This is a genomic window from Pseudomonas sp. R1-43-08, from assembly GCF_003852255.1.
GTDB lineage: Bacteria > Pseudomonadota > Gammaproteobacteria > Pseudomonadales > Pseudomonadaceae > Aquipseudomonas.
In genome coordinates this window covers 2,709,867-2,731,641 of record NZ_CP027734.1, presented here as the reverse complement: position 1 = coordinate 2,731,641, position 21,775 = coordinate 2,709,867, and the positions used below count along the sequence as shown (strand labels likewise).

General features: G+C 59.2%; 17 protein-coding genes and 2 pseudogenes. 15 read left to right on the top strand and 4 right to left on the bottom strand.

Going from position 1 to position 21,775, the window contains the following annotated elements; translation table 11 throughout:
- Positions 1 to 184 precede the first annotated feature (184 nt).
- Entirely contained in the window at positions 185 to 1,993 is a 1,809-nt protein-coding gene (locus C4J87_RS12435; protein ID WP_124367020.1) for an ABC transporter ATP-binding protein, read from the bottom strand.
- Between the two features lie 247 nt (positions 1,994 to 2,240).
- Here C4J87_RS12435 and C4J87_RS12430 point away from each other — a divergent pair, with 247 nt between their 5' ends.
- The 12 genes from C4J87_RS12430 to C4J87_RS12375 all read left to right on the top strand — a co-directional run bounded on the left by C4J87_RS12430 (position 2,241) and on the right by C4J87_RS12375 (position 17,069).
- Positions 2,241 to 4,661: a TonB-dependent siderophore receptor gene (locus C4J87_RS12430; protein WP_124367019.1), complete on the top strand. Its 2,421-nt coding sequence runs from the start codon at positions 2,241 to 2,243 to the stop codon at positions 4,659 to 4,661.
- 45 nt (positions 4,662 to 4,706) lie between these two features.
- On the top strand, positions 4,707 to 6,320 hold the full coding sequence (locus C4J87_RS12425; RefSeq protein ID WP_124368965.1) for an ABC transporter substrate-binding protein: 1,614 nt from the start codon (positions 4,707 to 4,709) through the stop codon (positions 6,318 to 6,320).
- Positions 6,317 to 7,267: an ABC transporter permease gene (locus tag C4J87_RS12420; protein ID WP_124367018.1), complete on the top strand. Its 951-nt coding sequence runs from the start codon at positions 6,317 to 6,319 to the stop codon at positions 7,265 to 7,267. Before C4J87_RS12425 ends, C4J87_RS12420 begins: the two co-directional genes overlap by 4 nt.
- A gap of 3 nt (positions 7,268 to 7,270) precedes the next feature.
- A complete protein-coding gene (locus C4J87_RS12415) occupies positions 7,271 to 8,155 on the top strand; it encodes an ABC transporter permease (RefSeq protein ID WP_124367017.1) in 885 nt (294 codons plus the stop codon).
- The gene (locus tag C4J87_RS12410; protein WP_124367016.1) at positions 8,152 to 9,765 is read left to right on the top strand and encodes an ABC transporter ATP-binding protein; all 1,614 of its coding nucleotides are present in this window, start codon (positions 8,152 to 8,154) and stop codon (positions 9,763 to 9,765) included. Before C4J87_RS12415 ends, C4J87_RS12410 begins: the two co-directional genes overlap by 4 nt.
- Before the next feature lie 883 nt (positions 9,766 to 10,648).
- Positions 10,649 to 11,179, top strand: a complete 531-nt coding sequence (locus C4J87_RS12405) for a DJ-1/PfpI family protein (RefSeq protein ID WP_124367015.1) — start codon at positions 10,649 to 10,651, stop codon at positions 11,177 to 11,179.
- Between the two features lie 53 nt (positions 11,180 to 11,232).
- Complete coding sequence (locus tag C4J87_RS12400; protein ID WP_124367014.1) at positions 11,233 to 11,985, top strand: SDR family oxidoreductase; 753 nt, start codon at positions 11,233 to 11,235, stop codon at positions 11,983 to 11,985.
- Between the two features lie 245 nt (positions 11,986 to 12,230).
- Positions 12,231 to 13,247, top strand: coding sequence for an alpha/beta hydrolase (locus tag C4J87_RS12395; RefSeq protein WP_124367013.1), 1,017 nt, complete (start codon positions 12,231 to 12,233; stop codon positions 13,245 to 13,247).
- Between the two features lie 117 nt (positions 13,248 to 13,364).
- Entirely contained in the window at positions 13,365 to 14,213 is an 849-nt protein-coding gene (locus tag C4J87_RS12390) for an alpha/beta fold hydrolase (protein ID WP_164487534.1), read from the top strand.
- Positions 14,214 to 14,273: 60 nt separating this feature from the next.
- Positions 14,274 to 15,695: a mechanosensitive ion channel family protein gene (locus C4J87_RS12385; RefSeq protein WP_256680077.1), complete on the top strand. Its 1,422-nt coding sequence runs from the start codon at positions 14,274 to 14,276 to the stop codon at positions 15,693 to 15,695.
- A gap of 90 nt (positions 15,696 to 15,785) precedes the next feature.
- Positions 15,786 to 16,433 carry a hypothetical protein gene (locus tag C4J87_RS12380; RefSeq protein ID WP_124367011.1) on the top strand — a complete coding sequence of 216 codons (648 nt, stop codon included), beginning with the start codon at positions 15,786 to 15,788 and terminating at the stop codon, positions 16,431 to 16,433.
- A gap of 69 nt (positions 16,434 to 16,502) precedes the next feature.
- Complete coding sequence (locus C4J87_RS12375; RefSeq protein WP_164487657.1) at positions 16,503 to 17,069, top strand: thioredoxin domain-containing protein; 567 nt, start codon at positions 16,503 to 16,505, stop codon at positions 17,067 to 17,069.
- A 21-nt stretch (positions 17,070 to 17,090) separates the two neighbouring features.
- Here C4J87_RS12375 and C4J87_RS12370 read toward each other — a convergent pair whose 3' ends face one another.
- Positions 17,091 to 18,047, bottom strand: coding sequence for a LysR family transcriptional regulator (locus C4J87_RS12370; RefSeq protein WP_124367010.1), 957 nt, complete (start codon positions 18,045 to 18,047; stop codon positions 17,091 to 17,093).
- A gap of 162 nt (positions 18,048 to 18,209) precedes the next feature.
- Between C4J87_RS12370 and C4J87_RS26365 the strand changes: the two are divergent.
- The 3 genes and pseudogenes from C4J87_RS26365 to C4J87_RS12360 all read left to right on the top strand — a co-directional run.
- Positions 18,210 to 18,524: pseudogene (locus C4J87_RS26365) on the top strand (SDR family NAD(P)-dependent oxidoreductase); the annotation flags it as partial.
- A gap of 118 nt (positions 18,525 to 18,642) precedes the next feature.
- On the top strand, positions 18,643 to 18,906 hold the full coding sequence (locus C4J87_RS26360) for an SDR family oxidoreductase (protein WP_256680074.1): 264 nt from the start codon (positions 18,643 to 18,645) through the stop codon (positions 18,904 to 18,906).
- Between the two features lie 34 nt (positions 18,907 to 18,940).
- Positions 18,941 to 20,029 (top strand): alkene reductase, encoded by a 1,089-nt coding sequence (locus C4J87_RS12360; RefSeq protein WP_124367009.1) that lies wholly within the window; start codon positions 18,941 to 18,943, stop codon positions 20,027 to 20,029.
- 38 nt (positions 20,030 to 20,067) lie between these two features.
- Here C4J87_RS12360 and C4J87_RS12355 read toward each other — a convergent pair whose 3' ends face one another.
- Both C4J87_RS12355 and C4J87_RS12350 read right to left on the bottom strand, forming a co-directional pair.
- The gene (locus tag C4J87_RS12355; protein WP_124367008.1) at positions 20,068 to 20,976 is read right to left on the bottom strand and encodes a LysR family transcriptional regulator; all 909 of its coding nucleotides are present in this window, start codon (positions 20,974 to 20,976) and stop codon (positions 20,068 to 20,070) included.
- Between the two features lie 269 nt (positions 20,977 to 21,245).
- Positions 21,246 to 21,716 (bottom strand): annotated as a pseudogene (locus tag C4J87_RS12350) (Rrf2 family transcriptional regulator); the annotation flags it as partial.
- Positions 21,717 to 21,775: the final 59 nt, after the last annotated feature.

Below are 21,775 nucleotides of genomic sequence, written 5' to 3'. Positions count from 1 at the left end.
CCGTTCGGCCAGTGCAACCATAGAACCGGGTATGAAGAACCAGACATGTACAGACTCCTTTCCTTGGCGGACGACAACTGAAGCCAGCACATGGCCTGAGGTGGGAATGAGCATAGTCTCAACAGACCTGCTGCGCGCGAAATCGAGCTGACTGCCCCCATGGACTGGACGGGCGCTCGGGGACCTAGCGATACCCCCGCGCCTGAACATCGAACAACTCGGCATAGCGCCCACCCGCCGCCATCAGCTGGTGATGGCTGCCCTCCTCCAGGATTCGCCCGCCGTCCAGCACGATGATGTGGTCGGCATTGCGCACGCTGGAGAATCTATGGGAAATCAACAACGTCATGCGGCCCTTGGCGTGTTCGCGAAAGTGCTCGAACACCGCCGCCTCGGCGCCGGCGTCCAGCGCGGCCGTGGGCTCGTCAAGAATCAGCAGATCCGCCTCCTGGCGCATATACGCGCGTGACAAGGCGACTTTCTGCCATTGGCCACCCGACAACTCCTGGCCGCCAAGCCAGCGCCCTAACTGTGTGCCGTAGGTCTTGCTCAGGCGCTCGATGAATTCGGCGGCCACCCCCTGGGTTGCGGCAGTGCGCCAGCGCGCCTCGTCGTTCAGCGCATTGACGTCACCCACTCCAAGGTTCTCGCCGACGGTCATCTGGTAGCGGATGTAATCCTGGAAAATCACCCCAGTGCGCTGGCGCAGTGTCTGTTCATCCCAGTCTTGCAAGTCGCTGCCATCCAGCAGAATGCGCCCCTCGTGCGGGGTGTAAAGGCGCGTGAGCAGTTTGATCAGGCTGGTTTTGCCCGAGCCATTCTCGCCCACCAGAGCCAGGCTTTGCCCCGGCGCCAGGTGCAGGTTGATGTCAGTCAATGCCGGCCGCTCAGCGCCCGGGTAACTGAACCCCACGTGCTCGCAGCGCAGACCGTCGCCGGGACGCGCGCCCTGGGTAAGCCGGCCACTCGGTACGACCACAGGGGTTAGCAGGTACTCATAAAGGTCCGACAGAAACAGACTGTCGTCATACAGGCCGGCAATCGCGCTGAGGCTGGCGGTGATCGCGCTTTGCCCCTGCTTGAACAGCACGATGTACATGGTCATCTGTCCCAGGCTGGTCTGGCCGCGCACGGTGTCCAGCACCACCCAGGCGTAAGCCACATAAAACGCCGCGGTGCCCAGCAGGCCCAGGGCAAAGCCCCAGGCATCCCGACGCACCGTCAACTGGCGGTCTTCGGTGTACAAGCGCCGGGCGTTGTCGCGGTAGCGCTTGAGGAACAGCGGCGCCAGGCCGAACAGCTTGACCTCTTTGGCATGGGTCTCGTGGGACAGCAGCGATTCCAGGTAATTCTGCTGACGGGTCTCGGGCGCGCGCCGGTGGAACAGGCGAAACGCATTGCCCGAGAAATGCGTCTCGGCGAAGAACACCGGTAAGGCGCCGACCACCAGAATCACCAGCGCCCACGGCGAAAAGTGCACTAACAGAACGGCAAAGCTGATCAGCGAGATCAAGTTCTGCACCAGCCCCAAGCCCTTGGTGACCAGGCTCAGCGGCCGTGTCGACGCGCCCTGGCGCACGCGCACCAACTTGTCGTGGAACTCGGCGTCTTCAAATTGCAGGAGTGAGAGGGTCTGGGCTTTCTCCAGAATCATCAGGTTGACCTTCACCCCCAACTGCACCCGCAGCAACGATTGCTGCATTGACAACGCGCGCTGGGCGGCGGCCAGCAGCGCCAACACGCCCGCCTCGGCCAGCACGTACTGCATCACTGGCCACACGGGCGCCTGGCTGCCGGCTGCGTGAATCTGCATCGCGTGCACCACGCCATCGACAATACGCTGGCCGATCCAGGCCGCCAGCGCAGGCAACAGACCGGCAACGATGGTTGCCAGCAGCAGGCCTATGAATAAGGGCCGCGACGTCCCCCACACCAGCTTCAGCGCCCTGCGCGCCTGGATGGAAAACGCGCTCAATCGATTGAACAGCACCATCAATGGGATGGACTCCGCGTGGGGGCTAGGATGAGACGGGTGGATTATGACAGGCGATGACGCTGCGCACATCAAACGGCCAGATAATAAAAATAGATGATCTTATTAAGTTGAAAGATAACATTATCTAATAATTAGCTTATTCCAAAAAAGACTTTCCCCGCAGTTTTTTATAGAGATATCTTCACTTCACAGACCGACCCCATGCCTGGCGGAGGACGTACTCCTGACATGGATCTCTCTCGATATGCCAGATATTTCTCTCCCCGTCCCGCTGAAAAAATTCCACCTGTCGCTGTTGACCAGCTCGCTGCTGCTGGCGGCGGTGCCCGCCTGCGCCGAGGACGCCAAGCTCGGCACGGTAACGGTGATTTCCACCGGTTTGCGCGGCCAGGAGCGCACCGTCGCCGACAGCCCGGCACCCATTGATGTGATCAACAGCGAGCAGTTGCTCAAGACCGGCCGCGCCGAGTTGTCCGAGGCGATTGCCAAGCTGCTGCCCTCCTTCAACTTCGGCACCAATATCGCTGGCTACAACTCGGTGACTCGCCCGCTGAGCAACCGCAGCCTCGGCCCGGCCTACACCCTGGTGCTGGTCAACGGCAAACGGCGCCACAACGGCGCCACCGGCCAGCGCGGCTCGATCGACAACAGCGGCGCGAATGCCGTAGACATCGACCTGATCCCAGTCAGCTCGGTCGACCATATCGAAGTACTCAAGGACAGCGCCGCGGCCCAGTACGGCTCGGATGCGGTGGCTGGGGTGATCAACATCATCCTCAAGTCCGCCGACAACGGCGGGCACCTGGAGACCAGCTATGGGCAGTTGTATTCCGGCCAGGGCGAAACCATCAAGGTCGCCGGCGACCAGGGTTTCAAGCTCGGCGATGGCGGCTTCTTCCACCTCTCGGCCGATGCGCGCAAACGCGGCGAAGCCTCCTGGAACGACAAGGCCGACAGCAGCGTACGTGCGTTCAACGATCCGGCCAAGGAAGCGGCATGGGACCGGGTGGCAATCAAGAACGGCGACCCCGACCTCAAGGCCTTCAACCTGGCCTACAACGCCGAGCTGGCGCTGCAAGACCTGACTCTTTATTCGTTCTCCACCTACGGCGAGCGCGACGCCGAAGCGGCCAACTATTTGCGTCTGCCCACCGGCCGCGCGGCGGTGCCCGAGGTGTTCCCCGACGGTTACTTCCCGCTGAACAACATCAAGGACCGCGACTACCAGTTGCTGTTTGGCGGCAAGGGCCAAGTGGCGGAGTGGAACTGGGACCTGAGCACCACCTACGGGCGCAACAATGTGCACCACTCCAGCGACCTGAATATCAACCCGTCGCTGGGCACCGCCTCGCCGACCCAATTCGACAACCTGGCGACCTTCCGCTTCGAGCAATGGGTCAACAACCTCGACTTCACCCGCCGTTACGACAGCCTGTTCAACCTCACGTCGCCGGTGCAGGTGTCGGCCGGCCTGGAGCATCGCTGGGAGCATTTCAGCACCTTCGCCGGCGACCCCGAGGCCTACATCACCGGCACCTACCCGGCGGCATCGGGCGCGCAGGCGGCAGTGACCATTCGCCCCGAAGATGAGGTCAGCCTGATCCGCAACAACTACGCCGGCTACCTGGACCTGGGCTTTGACCTCACCGAGCGCTGGTTCCTTGATGTGGCCGGGCGGGTCGAACATTACGACGATGACTCGGGCAACACCTTCGGTTTCAAGGTGAACTCGCGCTACGAGCTGACCGACAGCGTGGCGGTGCGCGGCACCGTCGGCACTGGTTTTCGTGCGCCGTCGCTGACCCAGATAGGCTACACCGTGGCGGACAACCGCGTGGCCACCGACGTCAACGGCAACGTGGTTCCGGCAGTCACCCGCCTGACCCCGTCGGGCAGCAACCTGGCCAAGGCGCTGGGGGGCGATGACCTGAAACCGGAGAAGTCGCGCAACCTCGGCCTGGGCCTCACCTGGCAACCCGCGCCGCGCACCAGCATCACCGCCGACGCCTACCTGATCGACATCGACGACCGCATCGCCCTGACCAGCAATATCTATGACCAGGGCAATGGCGCAGTCAACGCGATCCTCGCCGCCCAGGGCGTGCCCACCGGCACCTGGGTCAACTATTACACCAACGCCTTCGACACCCGCACCCGTGGCCTGGATGTGGTGGCTGACCACACCACACCGCTGGATGCCTGGGGCGACGTGCGCTGGAGCCTGGGCTTGAACTGGAACAAGACCACCATCGAAGGCGCCCGCGACACCCCCGCCGCACTGAACGGTTCCGGCGTGACCCTGGTGGGCCGCGACCGCGAGGGTGACCTCACGCAGGCGTCGCCCAAGACCAAGTGGATCCTCGGCGCGAACTGGAAGGCCCGGGACCTCGCGGTCAACCTGCAAACCGCCCGCTACGGCGCGGTCAAGACCCTGGCGGTCAACCCCACCGGGGATCGCAGCTTCGGCGCCAAATGGATCACCGACCTCGACGTCAGCTACACCTTCGTCGACAGCATCACCGTCAGCATCGGCGGCACCAACATCTTCGACGTGCGCCCCGACCGGCACGCCGTCTACAGCAACCTGGGCCTGGCGCCTTACGGCAACCCGCCGTTCTATCCGGGCGGCGGCTACTGGTACACAAAACTGGCCTACGACTTCTGATTCACATCGCCAAACGAGGGCACCCCATTGAACACCTCCAACTTGATGAGCCGTCTGCTGGCCCCCTGCGCCCTGGCGATCAGCCTGGCCGCCTGCTCGCCTTCGGGTGACCAGGCGCAAGCGAACAAAACCCTGAATATTGCATTTTTTGGCGACAACACCACCCTGGTCAGCGTCGACCCGTTCCAGGTCTACTGGTTGGAACACCGCGTGCTGCTGCGCAATGTCGCCGAGTCGCTCACCGACCAGGACCCGGCCACCGGCAAGATCATCCCCTGGCTGGCCAAGAGCTGGGAGATCAGTGACGACGCGCTGACCTACACCTTTCACCTGCGCGACAACGTGACGTTCAGCAACGGCGAGCGCTTCGACGCAAAAGCGGTGAAAACCGCGTTCGACAGCGACAAGGCCCTGGCCACCGAGCTGCCGGCGACCTTCGGCGCCACCTACCTGGCCGGTTATGACCACGCCGAAGTGGTCGACGACTTCACCGTCAAGCTGGTACTGGCCAAACCCAACGCGGGCTTTTTACAAGCCACCTCCACCACCAACCTGGCAATCCTCGCGCCCGCGTCCTATGCACTCACGGTCAAGGAGCGCTCGCTGGGCAAGATCATCGGCACCGGGCCATTTGTGCTGGCCAGCTATACCCCGGAAGTCGGCGCGCACCTGACCAAACGCAAGGGTTACGCGTGGCCCTCGGCGAATATGAAGAACCCGGGTGAGGCACACCTGGACGCCGTCGACATCAGCTACATCCCTGAAGAGAGCGTGCGCAACGGCCTGTTCCTGCAGGGCAAGGCCGACATCCTGTGGCCACGCAACCCGTTTTCGGAAGTCGACCTGAAGCTGTTCCAGTCCAAGGGCGCGACCATCCAGAGCCGCTCGCTGCCGGGCCCGGCGCTGAACCTGTACCCCAACACTCGTGGCGAACGCATTCTCGCCGATCAACAAGTGCGCCTGGCCGTGCAGAAGTCCATCGACCGCAAGAGCTACGCCAGCACCGTGTATAACGCCGAGTTCCCGGTAGTGGACGGCATCTTCGACGTGACCACGCCTTACTTCAAAAGCCAGGGCAGCAAGCTCGGCTACGACCCGGCTGCTGCCGAAAAACTGTTGGATCAAGCCGGCTGGGCCAAGGGCGCGGACGGTTACCGCAGCAAAAACGGCAAGCGCCTGAGCCTGAGCTACAACATCAGCCCGGCCGAAACCGCGGGTGACGTGTTGATCCAGGACCAACTGCGCAAGGTCGGCATCGAGTTGAAACTCAGCGTGGTGACCCGCGCCGAATGGGTGGCCAACAACTCCGCCGGCAACTACGACCTGACCATCAACTACATGACCCGCGCCGACCCGATCATCCTGCAAACCATCCTCGACCCGCGCAGTGCCAACAGCTCCACCGTGGCCACTAACACCTACGAACCGGCCACCCTGGAAAAAGCCAAGGGCTTGTTCGATGCCGGCATTACGGCCACCCAAGGCGCACAACGTGCCGCCGCCTATGGCGACCTGCAGGACCTGCTGATCGACGAAAGCTCGGCGTTCCCGGTGTACGAGCGCGTGTGGCAGGCTGCAACGTCGCCCAAGGTGAAGAACTTTCGCTGGACCGCCGAGGGCTTCGCGCTGCTGGGTGATATCGAGATCGGCACGCCATGAGCCGCTACCTGATCGGCCGCGTCGGCCAGGCCCTGCTGGTGCTGTGGGGGGCCTATAGCATCACCTACTTCATCCTCTATCTGCTGCCGGGCGACACGCTGTCAATCATGCTCAGCGCCTCGGGCATGGAGGCCGATTCGCTGTCGGTGGCCGACCTGGCCAAGGCACGCGCCTATTACGGCCTGGACAAGGGCCTCTTCGAGCAATATGTCGACCTGCTACTGGGCGCCTTGCACGGAGATTTCGGCCAGTCCCTGTCGCTGAACCGCCCGGTCGCCGAGTTGCTCGCCGAGCGCCTGCCGCAAACCCTGTCCCTGGCCGGCCTGGCGATTGTGTTGTCGCTGGTCGGCGGTGTCGGCCTGGCCTACCTGACCGCCTATATCCGCTGGCAACCGCTGAAAAAGGCCCTGGCGCGCCTGCCTTCCCTGGGGTTTTCGGTGCCGGTGTTCTGGATGGGCCTGTTGCTGATCCAGGTGTTTGCCTTCGGCCTCGGCTGGTTCCCCGCCACCGGCAGCCGGGGCTTTGAAAGCCTGGTATTGCCGGCGATCACCCTGGCGATTCCAAGTGCGGCGGTGTATGCCCAAGTGCTGCAGCGCAGCTTCCAGGGCGTGTGGCAGGAGTCGTATATCGTCACCGCCTACGCCAAGGGCCTGAGCCGTGGCCAGGTGCAGGCGCGCCATGGGTTTCGCAACGCGGCGCTGCCGATTCTCACACTGATCGGCCTGCAGGTGGGCAACACGGTGTCCGGTGCGGTGCTGGTGGAAACCATCTTCGCCCGCTCCGGCATCGGCCGCCTGGCCCAGGAGGCGGTGCTGCGCCAGGACATCCCGGTGGTGCTGGCGATTGTCACGGTGTCGGCGGCAGCCTTTGTGCTGGTCAACCTGCTGGTGGACTTGCTGTACCCGTGGCTCGACCCGCGCATCTCCCACACGCCAAAGGTGTCCTAGACCATGACTATCCTTGAGCAAAACCTCGGCCTTGCGCCCCCACTCTGGCAACGCCGCACCCGCCGACAATGTGCCACGGCGGCAGTAATGCCCTTGCTGCGGCGGCCGGGTTTCAGCCTGGCAGTGTTGATTGTGGTGTTTTCATTGCTGGCCGCCGTGGCGCCGCAGTGGTTGACCAGCTTCGACCCCTATGCCACCGCACCTGCGGTCAAGCTCACGGCGCCGAACCTGAGCCACTGGTTCGGCACCGACGAGCTGGGCCGCGACCTGTACACCCGGGTGGTCTACGGCTCCAGGCTGTCGGTGCTGGCGGCCTTTCTGGCGGTGGGGATCGCCTTGTCGGGCGGGCTCGGGCTGGGCATTCTGTCCGGCTTTGCCGGTGGGCGTATCGATGCGGTGATCATGCGGTTTGTCGACGTGTTGCTCGCCCTGCCCGGCTTGCTGCTGGCCCTGGCGATTGTCACCGCCATCGGCTTCGGCACGGTGCCGGTGGCTATCGCCGTGGGCGTCGGGATTATCCCCGGATTCGCCCGCACCACCCGCGCCGAAGTGCTGCGGGTCAAGACCCTGCCGTACGTGGAAGCCGCACGCCTGGGCGGCGCCAGCTGGGGCCGCACCTTGCTGCGGCACATCCTGCCCAACGCGTGGGGCCCAGTGGCGGTACTGGCGACCCTGGATTTCGGTGCAGCCATCCTCGCCACCGCCGGCCTGAGTTTTCTCGGTTTTGGCGCCGCGCCGCCAGCCGCCGAATGGGGCACGTTGATCGCCAACGGCCGGCACTTTCTGATCACTGCCCCCTGGGTGTCGTTGCTGCCCGGCCTGTTCCTGGTCGCGGTGGTGTTCAGCCTCAACCACATTGCCCGCACGTTCGAGGAAGTTCAGCGATGAATGCTTTAGTGGATGTTCGCCAGCTCAGTGTCAGCTACCGGCACGGCAACCTGGCGGTAAACCAGCTGTCATTGACCATCGCCCAAGGCGAGACGCTGGCGATTGTCGGCGAGTCCGGCTCGGGTAAAACCACCCTGGCCAACGCGATTCTCGGCCTGTTGCCGGACGGCGCAACCATCAGCGCCGGCGAGCTGTGGGTGGACGGCAACAACCTCACCCACGCCGGCGAACGCCAGAGACGTGGCCTGCGCGGGCGCACCATCGGCCTGGTGCCCCAGGACCCGATGGTCAGCCTCAACCCGACCCTGCGCATTGGCCGGCAGATTGCCGAGGCGCTGATCCTGGCCAAGGGCAAGCGCTACCCCGGCGTCGATGCGGATATCGTCGAGCTGCTGCAACAGGTCGGTATCGACAAGCCGGTACTGCGCGCGCGCCAGTACCCGCATGAACTCTCCGGGGGCATGCGCCAGCGCGTGTTGATCGCCATCGCCCTGGCCGGCAACCCACGCTTGATCATCGCCGACGAGCCGACCAGTGCTCTGGACGTTACCGTGCAGCGCAAGATCCTCGACCACCTGCAACGGCTGGTCAGTGAGCGCGGGATCTCGTTGCTGATCATCACCCATGACCTTGGCGTGGCGCTGGATCGCGCCGACCGCGTCCTGGTGATGCAACAGGGGCAAGTGGTGGAGCAAGGGGCACCCCGGCAGATTCTCGGCGCGCCGCTGCATGACTACACCCGCGCCTTGATCGCCGCCGCGCCGGCGTTCGCCAAGCGCCGCCAGCCACTGGCCCGACCGAACCCGACGCAGCCGCCGATCCTGCAACTGCAAAATGTTGGCAAGACGTTCGCGTTGCCCAAGGTCAAGGGCGAAGACGCGACCTTTGTGGCGCTGGAGGACCTGAGCCTGCAGGTCTACCCCGGGCAGACTCTGGCGATTGTCGGCGAGTCCGGCTCGGGCAAAAGCACCGCGCTGCGCATCGCCCTTGGCCTGGAAAAACCCAGCCGCGGGCGGGTGTGGTTCGAGCAACAGGACGTCACCGACCTCAGCTGGCGCGACTTCCGCCCGCTGCGCCAGCGCCTGCAACTGGTGCAACAAAACCCGTTTGCCGCGCTGGACCCACGCTTCACCGTGTTCGACAGCATCGTCGAACCGCTGGTGTCGTTCGGCTTGCTCAAGGGCGCGGCCCTGGAACAGGCCGCGCGCGAGCTGATCAGTCGCGTGCATTTGCCGGTGAATTTCCTCGATCGCCTGCCGCGCGAGCTTTCCGGCGGCCAGTGCCAACGTGTCGCCATCGCCCGCGCCCTGGCGCTGAAACCGGATCTATTGCTATTGGATGAACCGGTCAGCGCCCTCGACGTGTCCGTGCAGGCGCACATCCTTGAACTGCTGCAAGAGCTGCAACGGGACATGGGCATCGCCTACGTGCTGGTGTCCCACGACTTGTCGGTGGTCGCCAACTTCGCCCATGAAGTGCTGGTGTTACGCAATGGCCGGGTAATCGAACAGGGCTCGGTGGAGCGCATCTTCAACCACCCGACCAGCGATTACACCCGTGAGCTGATTGGCGCCATCCCGGGCCAGCACGCTACCGCGAGCGCCGCCTGAGCGGCGCTTTACTCGGCAGCACAGTCGAAGCGCGCGGACATTTTTCATTGCATTACCACTTCGCATCCAATATTCGCAACGGACAAAAAGCTCCCCATCCTGCTGCGGGGCCGCGATAAGGTTGATAACGCTTTTCGAAGCTCATTACTTTTATTCTCCCGCATGTAGGACGCTCAGACGTTCCCCGCCACAAAGCTCAAATCTGCCCCTCGCTGCAACAGATCAATGCGGCATGTTGCTGAATAAGGCAATTGAAAAGAACTTGAATCTGTTCACTACAGTAATGACGATCACGGTCTTCCTCGTCAGTCCACACACCCATAATCGACCATTGGAATGCACTATGTGTCCAATAGCTTAATCCGTAATTAACGCACCCAGGCAACGATGCGAGGCGATCGAGGGCATTTTGTAGTTCAGGGCAAGGCCGAGGTGGACAGGCATGGAACTGCACCCGGATTTGATTATAGCTTACGAACACCTGCAGCTTTTCCGATGGCTCGCTCATTCAACACCTCACGGATTTCCTTAACATGTTCAATTGACGACATGCCGCCTTAGAAGGGTCACCGTGCAGATTGATCAACGAGTAAACCCTTTGCAGTTGGATCATATTTCCAAGCAGCGAAGAAGAGAACGCACGCCAGCATTTAGGACTTAAATGAATTTAGTGCTAATGCCGCTACGCCTTTAAAACCCTGGGCTGCACGCATTTACATCGCAAGAGTTTAGGTGTTAATCGGTAGCGCACCTGTATTTTTGAATGCGACAGGGTGATGCTCACTCCAGAGCTGCAATCGGTGCAGCGGCTACAGGTAACAGCGATAGCCAATATGCACTTTTATACGGCGCCTTTAGTTAGCTGGGTCGTTAGGATACATCTATGAAAAGCTTAGCCATCATTATCCCGCCGAGACGTATAGACGCACCGATGCTCTTATCGTGCCTGGGTGTATGGCGCAAAGAATATAACCTGAAAATTTTCTCCGTCGATGCACGCACTACGCACGGAATGACTTTTGAACACATCAAGACTCAAGATCTGGAAGAGCTGTACAGCGAATGTTTCGATGCCATCGCTGTCATGGGGGGAGCGGGGACTAAAGAGTATTTGTGGAATAACATCAATGTTATCGCTCAACTACAAGAATTCGATAAAGCCCGAAAGTTGGTTGCGGGAATTGGACTTGGCGCAATAGTGCTTGCCCAGGCAGGCATCTTGGTTGGAAAAAAAGCAACCATCAATAACTCCGTCGAATTGGTGATCCAGTTGAGTAGTTATGGCGCGATATTTATGCCCGACGATGTTGTGGCCTTGAAGTGGATCATCACTGGCAATGGAAAAGACGTTGAAGCCTTTGCACAGGCCGTATCGAACTGGCTCCGAACGTCCCTCCGGCAGACCATCCAGTAGCGTCGGGCAAGACTTCAAAAATACACCACCGCTATCAGCATGAGGATTAAGACATGAACTCCATTACTTCCGCGCAGGACGCCTTAACCGGTGATTTAGCAGGCAAAAACATTGTTGTCTTTGGGGGGACCTCCGGAATTGGCCTGGCTGTCGCGATTCAGGCCAAGGGCCGGGGTGCAAAGGTCATTGTTCTGGGTTCAGATCCGCAACGCGCAGAGCAGGCCGCCAACACCCATGAGCTGGACGGCTGGCGTGCGGCCGATATCACCAAGCCCGAACAGATCCATGCCGCGCTGGCAGACATACAGCAGGTTGACCATTTGGTGCTGTTGGCAGGGACCTTCGTCGCCGGCAAAGTCCTCGAAGCGGACATCCCGTACTTGCAGCGCGCTTTTGATGAGCGGATCTGGGCGTCGGTACATGCCTTGCGGGCTCTCGGCGATCGCCTTTCCAAAAAGGGCTCGGTGACTTTGATTTCAGGTGCGTTGGCAGATCGGCCAAACGCTTACGGCACCGCGGTGCTCGCCGCTGCATCGGCTGCCATGGAGGCATTGGCCCGTGGCCTTGCTCTGGAACTTGCACCTATCCGGGTCAACACCCTTTCTCCGGGGCCCATCAACACGCCGATCCTTGCGAAAGCCTTGGGCGATGCGCGCGACGGTTATGTCGCCGCGCTGGAGCAAACCCTGCCACTGCATCGCCTCGGCACGGCGGACGAAGCGGGTGCAGCCGTGGTGTTTCTGATGAGCAACGGCTTCATGAACGGCGCCACGATCAATATCGATGGAGGTTCGCGGCTGGTTTGACGTCGAGACACCTCACGCGCTGCGTCGTCCTGACGTGGCCATGTCTTATTAAAAGGGAAACCATGATGAGCAACGTCGTTCTTGTGACCGGAGCATTAAGCGGGATTGGTCGAGCCGCCTGCCTCGCATTCGCCCGCAACGGTTATCTAGCCCAATAACCCCCCCATACGAGGCTGACCGGATGACATCGATAGTCGCCCTCGTTCTTACACGCTTCATACAAACCAATGGCTTCAGGAGGCAACATGAAACACGTCGTGAAAGCAGTGCCAGCGATGATCGCCCTATCGGTCGGGTCCGCAATGGCCGCCGGCAATCCAATACCGGAACATCAAACCCAAGACTTTCTGAATGCGTTGGCGGCGGGTGGCGGCAAGCCGCTCGAGCAATTGAGTCCAACAGAAGCCCGCGCGGTGCTGACGGGCGCGCAAAACTCGGTAAAGGTTGATCTATCGGGCGTTGAGGTGAGTGACAAGACCATTACCGCCGATGGCAAGACGATCAAGCTGACGGTGGTTCGGCCTGAAAAAGCCAAAGGCGAGCTTCCAGTCTTCATGTTCTTTCATGGTGGCGGCTGGGTCCTGGGGGATTATCCCACCCATGCGCGCCTGATTCGCGACCTTGTCGTCTCCTCCGGTGCGGTCGCGGTGTACGTCGATTACACACCATCCCCTGAGGCCCATTATCCCACCGCCATTAACCAGGCTTACGCGGCCACCAAGTGGGTGGCGGAAAACGGTAAACAGATCAACGTGGATGGCAAGCGCCTGGCGGTGGCCGGTAACAGTGTCGGCGGCAACATGGCCGCTGTCGTGAGCCTGATGGCTAAAGAAAAAGCCACTCCGAAAATTCGATTCCAGCTGCTCCTCTGGCCGGTCACGGACTCCAACTTCGAGACGGACACCTACAAGCAGTTCGCTGAAGGCCACTTCCTGACCAGGAACATGATGACCTGGTTCTGGGACAGTTACACAACCGACCTGAAAGCCAGGGCGCAAATTCATGCCTCCCCGCTCAAGGCCAGCATCGATCAGTTGAAAGGACTTCCACCTGCCCTCATACAAACTGCGGGGCTGGACGTGTTGCGCGATGAAGGCGAAGCCTACGCGCAGAAGCTGGACGCGGCCGGGGTCGATGTCACGGCGGTTCGCTACAACGGCATGATCCATGACTATGGCCTGCTGAACCCGTTGAGCCAGGTACCGGAAGTCAAGGCGGCCATGAGGCAGGCGGGCACAGAACTCAAGGCTCACCTTAACTAAGCAAGCCTTGCGCATGCCGTTCACCCGGCCGGGTCCGGCATGCATCACATTGCACACCCGCCTTACGCTCCCGGGCTCGAAAGGCCCGGGTCAGACGGGACAAAAAAGGCACTCGCCATGACCAACCTGACGCACAAACGCGCCACCGTTAACGGTGTTCGACTCAACTACGTGGTTGCCGGGAAAGGCCCCGTGGTCCTCTGTATGCACGGCTGGCCACAAAATCATCGAGAGTTCATGCCGGTCATCGACAGGCTCGCAGAACATTACACGTTCATCGCCCCCGACCTCCGCGGCTTCGCCGACAGCGATAAGCCGTATCAAGGTTACGACCCCATCAATATCGCTAAAGACATGCTCGGTCTGCTGGAGGTTGAACAGGCTCATACATTCCACATCCTCAGCCATGACCTGGGAGGTCCGCCTTCGGTTGCCCTGGCCTACCTGGCGGCTGAACGCGCTTTGTCGTTGGCCACTATCGAAACACCTTTTTTTGGCCTGGATTTTCCAGGTTATGTCGATCCGCGGGTGCCCTACTGGCATCTGAGCATGCACATGAACATGGACATCAGCCGTGCCCTTATTGAAGGTCGGGAGGATATGTACCTGCGGCACTTCTTCAGAGATTTTGCCTACAACCCGACGGCAATGCCCGAGAACGACATCGACTATTACGTCATGCAGATGCGCCAACCGGGCAACCTGCGTGCCAGCCTGAATCACTATGGCTCTATCCCGCAAATGGCGGAGCAGACCGCGCAACTGACCAAGGGGAAGCTAAAGATCCCAGTGTTGGCCTGGGGTGGCGAAGTGTCATTTGGCGACCATTGTTTTACCTCGGCAAAACACATCGCGCTGTCGGCAAAAGGTGGTGTCATCGCGCAGTGCGGACATTGGGTATTTGAGGAAAAGCCTGAATTCATCAGTGCTGAACTCCACCAGTTCTGGCGTGGCGTCGCCATTTGATCGCCTGTTCCGCCGCTTGTGGGAAAGCACGAATGCACCAGACTCCGGGAGGGTCACATCGTGACACTTGAATGGCTGTGCGCCCTCCTCGGGGCGATATTAATCGCCGATATTATTGGTTGGTGGATTGTTCCCCGAAGGCTGCAGGGGTTGCGCGTGGGCATTAATATTTGTCTCTACGCCTGTTACAGCGCTGCCATCTTTCTGTCCGGCAACTCCCCCTTGCAACCCGTGCGCGATCCTGACTCTGGTTCCTGGCAGTTGGCTGCAACACTGCTGGTACTCGTCTGGTGGTTTTTAAGCGCGCGGATGCTGACGGAGTTGCTCGGCGCAATCCTGATATCCAGAACTGAGGGAGGCGGTCGCTTGCTCAGGGAAGTGCTCGGCGCTCTGATTTTTCTGGTCGCCACCGTCGCAGCGGCAGCCTACGTACTGGAACTTCCCGTCAAAGGATTGCTCGCCACTTCTGGCGCGTTGGCCATTATCGTCGGCCTGGCTTTGCAAAGCACACTCAGCGATGTATTCAGCGGGATTGTCCTGAATGCCACTCGCCCTTATCAAGTGGGCGACTGGATTCAAATCGATGGCATGGAAGGCAGGGTCACCGACATCGATTGGCGCGCCACATTGTTGCTGACCTCGCAAGGCAGCACCGTCGTCATACCCAATTCGGTGGCGGCGAAAACCAAAATACAAAACATGAGCAGGCCCCAAGATCAACACGGGGTGACGATAAGCCTGCACCTGCCTCTGCGATTTCGACCCGAACGCGTCCAGGAAATACTCGAGCAGGCGCTGCTGGGTTATTCAGCGCTACTGCCAGTTCCTGCGCCCAAGGTCATCCTCAAAAACATAACGGAAGGCTTATTGGAGTATGAGGTCATCGGTTTTGTCGGCACGCCTGCCGAAAAAATTGCAGCACGTAATCGCCTTTACGACATTGCTTACAGGCATCTACGCGCATCCGGCGTTGATATCGCCAATTCTGCTGAAATCCCGGTGGCCGGTATCACTCGCTTTGTGCTGGACGACGTGCGCATTTTCGCAAGTTTCACTTCAGAGGATAAAGACCGTCTCGCCATGAACCTGCTATCAACCTGGCTGGCAACTGGCGACTTTGTGTTGAAAGCCAACGCAATCAGCGAACACTTGCTGGTTATCGGCAGTGGAGTGGTGTCCGTCCAGTTGAACGATGGAGCCCATTGGGTCGAAGTCGCGCGGATGGGGCCAGGGGAAGTATTAGGCGAAGAAGGCGTCATGGATAACAAGCCAAACGGCGCGCAATTCATTGCGCTTTCCGCAGTGAAAGTACTTCAACTGCATCGGGATGAAGTACGTCGGTGTATGGGTGAAAGGTCGCAATTGCGCATGTCCCTCACCCGCCTCCAAATGCTCCGACAGCAACATGCCCGCTCCATTCTTATGCAGAAAGCGCCGACGGCGGTACCTGGAGGGTTTCTGAAATGGCTAAGGCACCACTGATCGGCTTCGAGCCTAAAAATCCATAAATTCGGGCAAACAACTGCTTTCAAATCGTCAGCAGCATCACGCCTGAACTTTAACGAGATCGACATGATAAAACACGCATCCTGGCCGCTACTCACGGAGCTGCCCAAAAATACCATCACTCCGACTGAATATAACTACGAGCAATTGGAACGTAATGATATTGACCTTCTATGCGCGCTTATCAAATCGTGGTATCCGGACATCCGTGTCGGATCTGGCAAAAAGTATATTGAGCCACGATTCTATGAGACAAAGGTTTACTTTTCGGGTGAAAAGGCGAAGGACGTTATCGTTTACATCGGTCGACACGGCGAGGAAATTGTCTGCGCGTTGTGCCTGGAAGTGGATCGAGACGCGCTGACTCTCCATAGCCGCTATGGTGTGTGCGCTCCGGCGCATCGGGGCACGGGGGCTACGCTTTTTGCGGCTTATATCGTGGATGCGCTGGCTCAAGCGATGGGTATCGCAATGGCTTTTTCATACGTCACGATGAAGTCGAAAGCCATGCAACAGTTCACTGAGCGTGCGGGGTTCGAACCTGTAGGTATCCTTCGATTTTCCGATGTCGAACTGGATGAAAACGGCGAGGTCCGGCACGTAACTGAAGCGATTTACGCCAAATATTTCAAAGAAGTCATAACACTTCAGAGCGTGTCTGAAACCAATATGACACTCAAGTTAAAACGACTCTGGGATGTGCTCTATGCCTGAGTGTACTCAGGCTATTTTGTCTCCCGCAGGGGCCCCTCACTTCGTTCTGATTCACTGAAAGGTACTTTTATGCAAAAACCTGAAAACGACCGGCCAGTGAAAGTGGATACGCTTTCGTGGGGTCAGGGCCCTCACCTGTTTGAAGTTTTTCTCGAGCCCACCTGCCCCTATTCCGTCAAGGCGTTCCTCAAGCTCGATGCGCTCCTCGCAGAGGCTGGCGAAGACCGGATCACGTTGATCATTCGCCTGCAGTCCCAGCCCTGGCATATGTTTTCAGGCGTCATCATCCGGTGCATCCTTGCCGCAGCGACGCTTGAGGGCGGCAAAGAAAATGCCAAGAATGTCATGGCCGCTGTCGCAGCGCACCGGAGGGAATTCGAATTCGACAATCACGCTGAAGGCCCCAATCTGGACGTAACGCCCAGAGACATCATTAAGCGCCTCGAGCATTACAGTGGCATCAAACTGGCAGAGGCCTTCGCAATTCCAACCCTGGATCAGGCCATCAAATGGCAGTGCAAGTATGCTCGACAAAACGGCGTCCACGTTTCGCCCACGTTCATGATCAACGGGATTATCCGGCCGAACATGAGCAGTGGTGACTCGGTGTCCTCCTGGATCGAGCAACTCAACTGAGCGCTGCGCTGTCGAACGTCGTTAGCGCTGAGCATTACCCGCCGATTCGACTATCACATCCCAAGGGGCCGGTACCGGGAACACTTCTTGTAGGAAGTCTACAAATACCTTCACGTTTGGATTGCCTCTGCGGCTTTCGGGCCAGAGAGCGGTGATGACGAACCTGTCTACCGCATATTCGGGAAACACCGGTACCAACTCACCCCTCAGCACATAAGGCGCGGCAACATAAGTCGGAGAGATACCAATACCGCCGCCTGCGGCGAGCGTCATCGCGACCGCGTCGCTCACATCAATGGTCATGGTGGCGTCGGGAGTGATCTCGACAACGCGCTCCCCCACCTGGAAGGGCCAGCGTAGCGCCTGTCCCGAACTCTGATAACGGAAATTGATGCAATCATGATTGACCAGATCATCGATGTTGCGCGGTTTGCCCTTTCTGGCGAGATAGCCGGGCGATGCGAAGGTGCAGATTCGATGTGGGCCGAGAGGCTTGGAAACCAGCCTGGAGTCAGCCAGGTTGCCGACCCTGATGGCGACATCTATCCCCTGCTCGATAATGTCGGCGAATTGATCGCCAATCCGCAGGTCCACCGCCAGTTTCGGGTAACGCTCACGGAACGCCGGGAGCGCAGGAGCAAGAATGTTGACGCCGATGGGAAGCGGCGCAGTTACTTTCAGAGTGCCTGACGGCTCGCCTCTCGACGCTACCGCAGTCTGCTCAATGTCCTCGATTTCCCGGATCACCCGCAATGCACGCTCGTACAGTTCACGTCCCTCGGGAGTCAGGGTCAGCGAGCGGGTGGTGCGACTGAAGAGGCGCAGACCTAAATGCTCTTCCAGGCGCTGAACGCTTTTGCTGACGGCCGAGGGAGACACGGAGAGATCCCGTGCAGCGGCTGTATAGCTGCCCAGCGAGGCCGTGCGAGCAAAGGCAATAAGACCTGTCAGGCGGTCCAATCCAATTTGTGCTTTCATGGCACAATAGTAACCACTTGAAACCCTATTATCAACTTTGAAGGTTACGCATACGCTGTCCTCACAGCATCAATTCGATGCCTTGAGGAGCCAACAGTGATGATCGACATTTCCAACCCAAGCCATAGCAACGTACGCCCACACACCCTTCTGGATTGAACCGTGGTAGTCGTCGGCGGCACATCTGGTATCGGCCTTTCAGCTGCAATTCAGGCCAAGGCGTCTGGTGCAAAGGTCTTCGTGATCGGCTCCAACCCAGACCGGGCACAGCAAGCCGCCAATACCCACGAGCTGGATGGCTGGCGTGCCGCTGATGTCACTAAGCCCGAACAAATCCAGGCCGCTCTGGCCGATACCCCAAAGGTTGATCACCTGGTGCTGCTGGCCGGTATGTTCGTCGCCGGCAAAGTGCTCGAAGCGGATGTGGCGTATTTGCAACGCGCTTTCGACGAGCGAATCTGGGCCTCGGTATATGCCTTGAGAGCGCTTGGCAATCGCCTTTCCAAAGACGGCTCCGTCACCTTTATTTCCGGTGCGCTTGCAGATAGACCCAAATGTGCACGGCACGGCGGTGCTCGCCGCTGCATCAGCTGCCATGGAAGCATTCGCCCGCGGCCTGGCCCTCGAATTGGCGCCTATCCGGGTCAACACCCTGTCTCCAGGCCCTATCGATACGCCGATCCTCGCGAAAGCCATGGGCGATGCGCGCGATGGCTTTGTCGCTGCACTGGAGAAAACCTTGCCTCTGCACCGCCTGGGCACTGCCGACGAAGCGGCCGCGGCGGTGGTTTTCCTGATGAGCAACGGCTTCATGAACGGCGCCACGATCAACGTCGATGGCGGCGCACGCCTGGTTTAAACCTGACATTTTCGTCAACACAAAGGAGATCCACATGGCCACACTGTTCGAGTCCCTGCGTCTGGGCGCCATGACATTACCTAACCGCATCATCATGGCCCCAATGACTCGGGCCAGAGGAACGCAGAATCACGTCCCTACCCCCATCATGGTTGACTACTATGCTCAACGTGCGACGGCGGGGCTTATCATCAGCGAGGCGATCGGCATCAGCCAGCAAGGCCTGGGATGGGCCTATGCAACCGGTATCTGGTCCGCTGAGCAAATTGCCGGCTGGCGATTGATTACCGACGCTGTGCACGCTGGCGGTGGTCGAATAATTGCTCAACTGTGGCACATGGGCCGGGTGGTACATCCCAGCTTCCTTGACGGCGCACAACCCATAGGTCCCTCGGTGACGACAGCACCTGGACTGGCCCATACCTACGCGGGGAAACAACCCTACTCCCAGGCTCGAGCGCTACCGCTCGAGGAGATCGCGCCACTGATTGCCGATTTCGCCCGGGCAGGCAGGAATGCGTTGCTGGCGGGGTTTGATGGCGTCCAGATTCACGCCGCCAACGGATACCTGATCGATCAGTTTTTACGCGACAGCGGCAACTTTCGCACCGACGCCCATGGAGGCTCAATTGAGAACAGGGTCAGGCTGCTCAAAGAAGTGACGCAAGCGGTCGCGGGAGTCGTTGGAGCAGATCGGACGGGTGTTCGGTTAACCCCCAGCAGTCATGACCAGGGCGTGAGGGACAGTAATCCTGTGCCTTTGTTTACCCACGCCGCTGAAGTGTTATCCGAGATCGGTATTGCCCATCTCGAGCTTCGCGAGCCGCCGGCTGACGGGAGTTTTGGCGTCTCGGAATACCCTCCAAGCGCAGCCATCATTCGTAATGCCTTCAAAGGCACGCTTATCCTTAACTCAGATTACGATTCGGCTCGTGCCGAGGCGGTTGTGGAAGCGGGTATTGCCGACGCCGTGGCGTTCGGACGTCCATTTATCGCCAATCCCCAGCTGCCAGAGGTACTTCGCCGTCGCTTGTCGCTGAGGCAAGAGGATCGTTCGACGTGGTTCAGCCAAGGGAAGGAAGGGTACACCGACTATCCCGGGCTTTCTGTCCAGCTAGATTGAAGCAGATAGGTGTTGGCACAATAACGTCTGGCGCACGCCTAGGCGTGCGTCATCAACAGCGATTCACACTTATCTTTCAAGTACGCGTAAAGCAAACGAATCGCCGGGGTAAACTGTTTCCTGTGCGGGCAAACGAAACTCAAAGGGTAAAGCTCACCTGGAACCTCAGGTAGTAATACCTCCAAGTGACCGGCACTGACATCTTCACAAACGTCCATCCATGATTTGTACAAAATCCCCTCCCCCGCGATGGCGCATCGTCGAATGACGTCTGCGTCATCGCTTAGAACAGGGCCGTTTACAATAACGAAGTCGCTCTCCGGCAACTTGGGAAATATCCATCTGTCGTAGAGTTTTCCATTCATATGGAAACGAAGACACGCATGAGTCTTAAGATCTTCCACGGACTTGGGCCGCCCGTGCAGCGCTATATAAGCCGGCGATGCAGCCAGTACACGGCGATTGCCAGGCACTAAGGGCAAAGAGATAAAGTCGGCGTTTTGTACCGTGCCATACCTAACGGCTACATCTATCGGATCGCGAAAGATGTCCGAGACGCTATCGGACAACATCACACGAAGCACCAGACCAGGGTTGTCTCGACGAAAATCGATCAGCCAGGGAAGCAACACATTTCTCCCGAAATCTGAGGCACTGGCGATCTGCAAGACGCCATGGAGTTTACGATCGTCCTGTTGTAACCCGGCTCGCCCCTCACTGAGCGTATTCAAAACCTCCCGAGCGTAAGGCAGATAACGTTCGCCTTCGGCTGTTAGGCGCAAACTTCGTGTTGATCTCGCAAACAGGCGCGTATCAAGTTCACACTCCAAGCGCTTGATAGCGGCGCTGATTTGAGCAGGAAAGAGATCCATTTCCCTAGCCACGACGGAGAAACTGTCAACGGTTGCCACACGCACAAAAATGGCTAGGTCATTAAATCTGATCATTACTGCGCTCTCTTAATATGAAACCCATAGACATTTAATTAAAAGGCCATATAAGACGGCAGAAGAAAAATAGGCATTCCACGTGAGGCATAATTTTTTGATCATTTCCCTGAATCAATTCATGTGCATTAACCGCATACCCGAGGCTGCGTACTACATCGTCACCGCCTGAACGCGCATTCCACCTCTGGACGCCAAACGCTTTGCAGGGTTGATCAACAGTGGTCGAGCGCTACTTGAAGAATAACTCTCATCCTTCAATCACATGCTTAGGCGTCTAAATTAGGGGTTTCGGGGAGCCAGGGAAATGCGATCAGATGGAATTTCAGACATGCCGCGGTGGCACAAATGGGCTTGGTCACCGGTCCTGCCCGCCGCAGACGCTGTAAACTATCAATCAACAATGCCTGCGCCGCGTCAAACGCTTCCGTCAGCGCGGCATTCACCGCTTGTTCGACCAGGCATTGTGGGTGGTCGGTCGATAAACCGATGGCAAACAGCGAAGACGAGCCCAGCGCCTGATGGATGTCCAGCAGAGTCATTTCTGCCAGCGTCCACCCTCCCCTGTGGGCCTTTTCCGAGCGCACATAACCTTCCTTTTTCAACAGTGCCATGGTCCGCCGAACCACCACCGGATTGGTGCCGAGCATCTGCGCGATGGTGTCGGACGTGGCCGGTTGGTCGTGGCGCGCCATGTGGAACAGCACATGCAGCATGCGCGACCGCCGCGTGTCATTTCTAAAGCAAAAAAGCCCGGCTGATGAGGCCGGGCTTTTCGCCGAGTCTTACGTTGGAACCA

Bases quoted from the DNA above. Each gene is read 5' to 3' on its own strand.
- C4J87_RS12435 (WP_124367020.1), bottom strand. From the start codon at position 1,993: ATGGTGCTGTTCAATCGATTGAGCGCGTTTTCCATCCAGGCGCGCAGG.
- C4J87_RS12430 (WP_124367019.1), top strand. From the start codon at position 2,241: ATGCCAGATATTTCTCTCCCCGTCCCGCTGAAAAAATTCCACCTGTCG.
- C4J87_RS12425 (WP_124368965.1), top strand. From the start codon at position 4,707: ATGAGCCGTCTGCTGGCCCCCTGCGCCCTGGCGATCAGCCTGGCCGCC.
- C4J87_RS12420 (WP_124367018.1), top strand. From the start codon at position 6,317: ATGAGCCGCTACCTGATCGGCCGCGTCGGCCAGGCCCTGCTGGTGCTG.
- C4J87_RS12415 (WP_124367017.1), top strand. From the start codon at position 7,271: ATGACTATCCTTGAGCAAAACCTCGGCCTTGCGCCCCCACTCTGGCAA.
- C4J87_RS12410 (WP_124367016.1), top strand. From the start codon at position 8,152: ATGAATGCTTTAGTGGATGTTCGCCAGCTCAGTGTCAGCTACCGGCAC.
- C4J87_RS12405 (WP_124367015.1), top strand. From the start codon at position 10,649: ATGAAAAGCTTAGCCATCATTATCCCGCCGAGACGTATAGACGCACCG.
- C4J87_RS12400 (WP_124367014.1), top strand. From the start codon at position 11,233: ATGAACTCCATTACTTCCGCGCAGGACGCCTTAACCGGTGATTTAGCA.
- C4J87_RS12395 (WP_124367013.1), top strand. From the start codon at position 12,231: ATGAAACACGTCGTGAAAGCAGTGCCAGCGATGATCGCCCTATCGGTC.
- C4J87_RS12390 (WP_164487534.1), top strand. From the start codon at position 13,365: ATGACCAACCTGACGCACAAACGCGCCACCGTTAACGGTGTTCGACTC.
- C4J87_RS12380 (WP_124367011.1), top strand. From the start codon at position 15,786: ATGATAAAACACGCATCCTGGCCGCTACTCACGGAGCTGCCCAAAAAT.
- C4J87_RS12375 (WP_164487657.1), top strand. From the start codon at position 16,503: ATGCAAAAACCTGAAAACGACCGGCCAGTGAAAGTGGATACGCTTTCG.
- C4J87_RS12370 (WP_124367010.1), bottom strand. From the start codon at position 18,047: ATGAAAGCACAAATTGGATTGGACCGCCTGACAGGTCTTATTGCCTTT.
- C4J87_RS26360 (WP_256680074.1), top strand. From the start codon at position 18,643: ATGGAAGCATTCGCCCGCGGCCTGGCCCTCGAATTGGCGCCTATCCGG.
- C4J87_RS12360 (WP_124367009.1), top strand. From the start codon at position 18,941: ATGGCCACACTGTTCGAGTCCCTGCGTCTGGGCGCCATGACATTACCT.
- C4J87_RS12355 (WP_124367008.1), bottom strand. From the start codon at position 20,976: ATGATCAGATTTAATGACCTAGCCATTTTTGTGCGTGTGGCAACCGTT.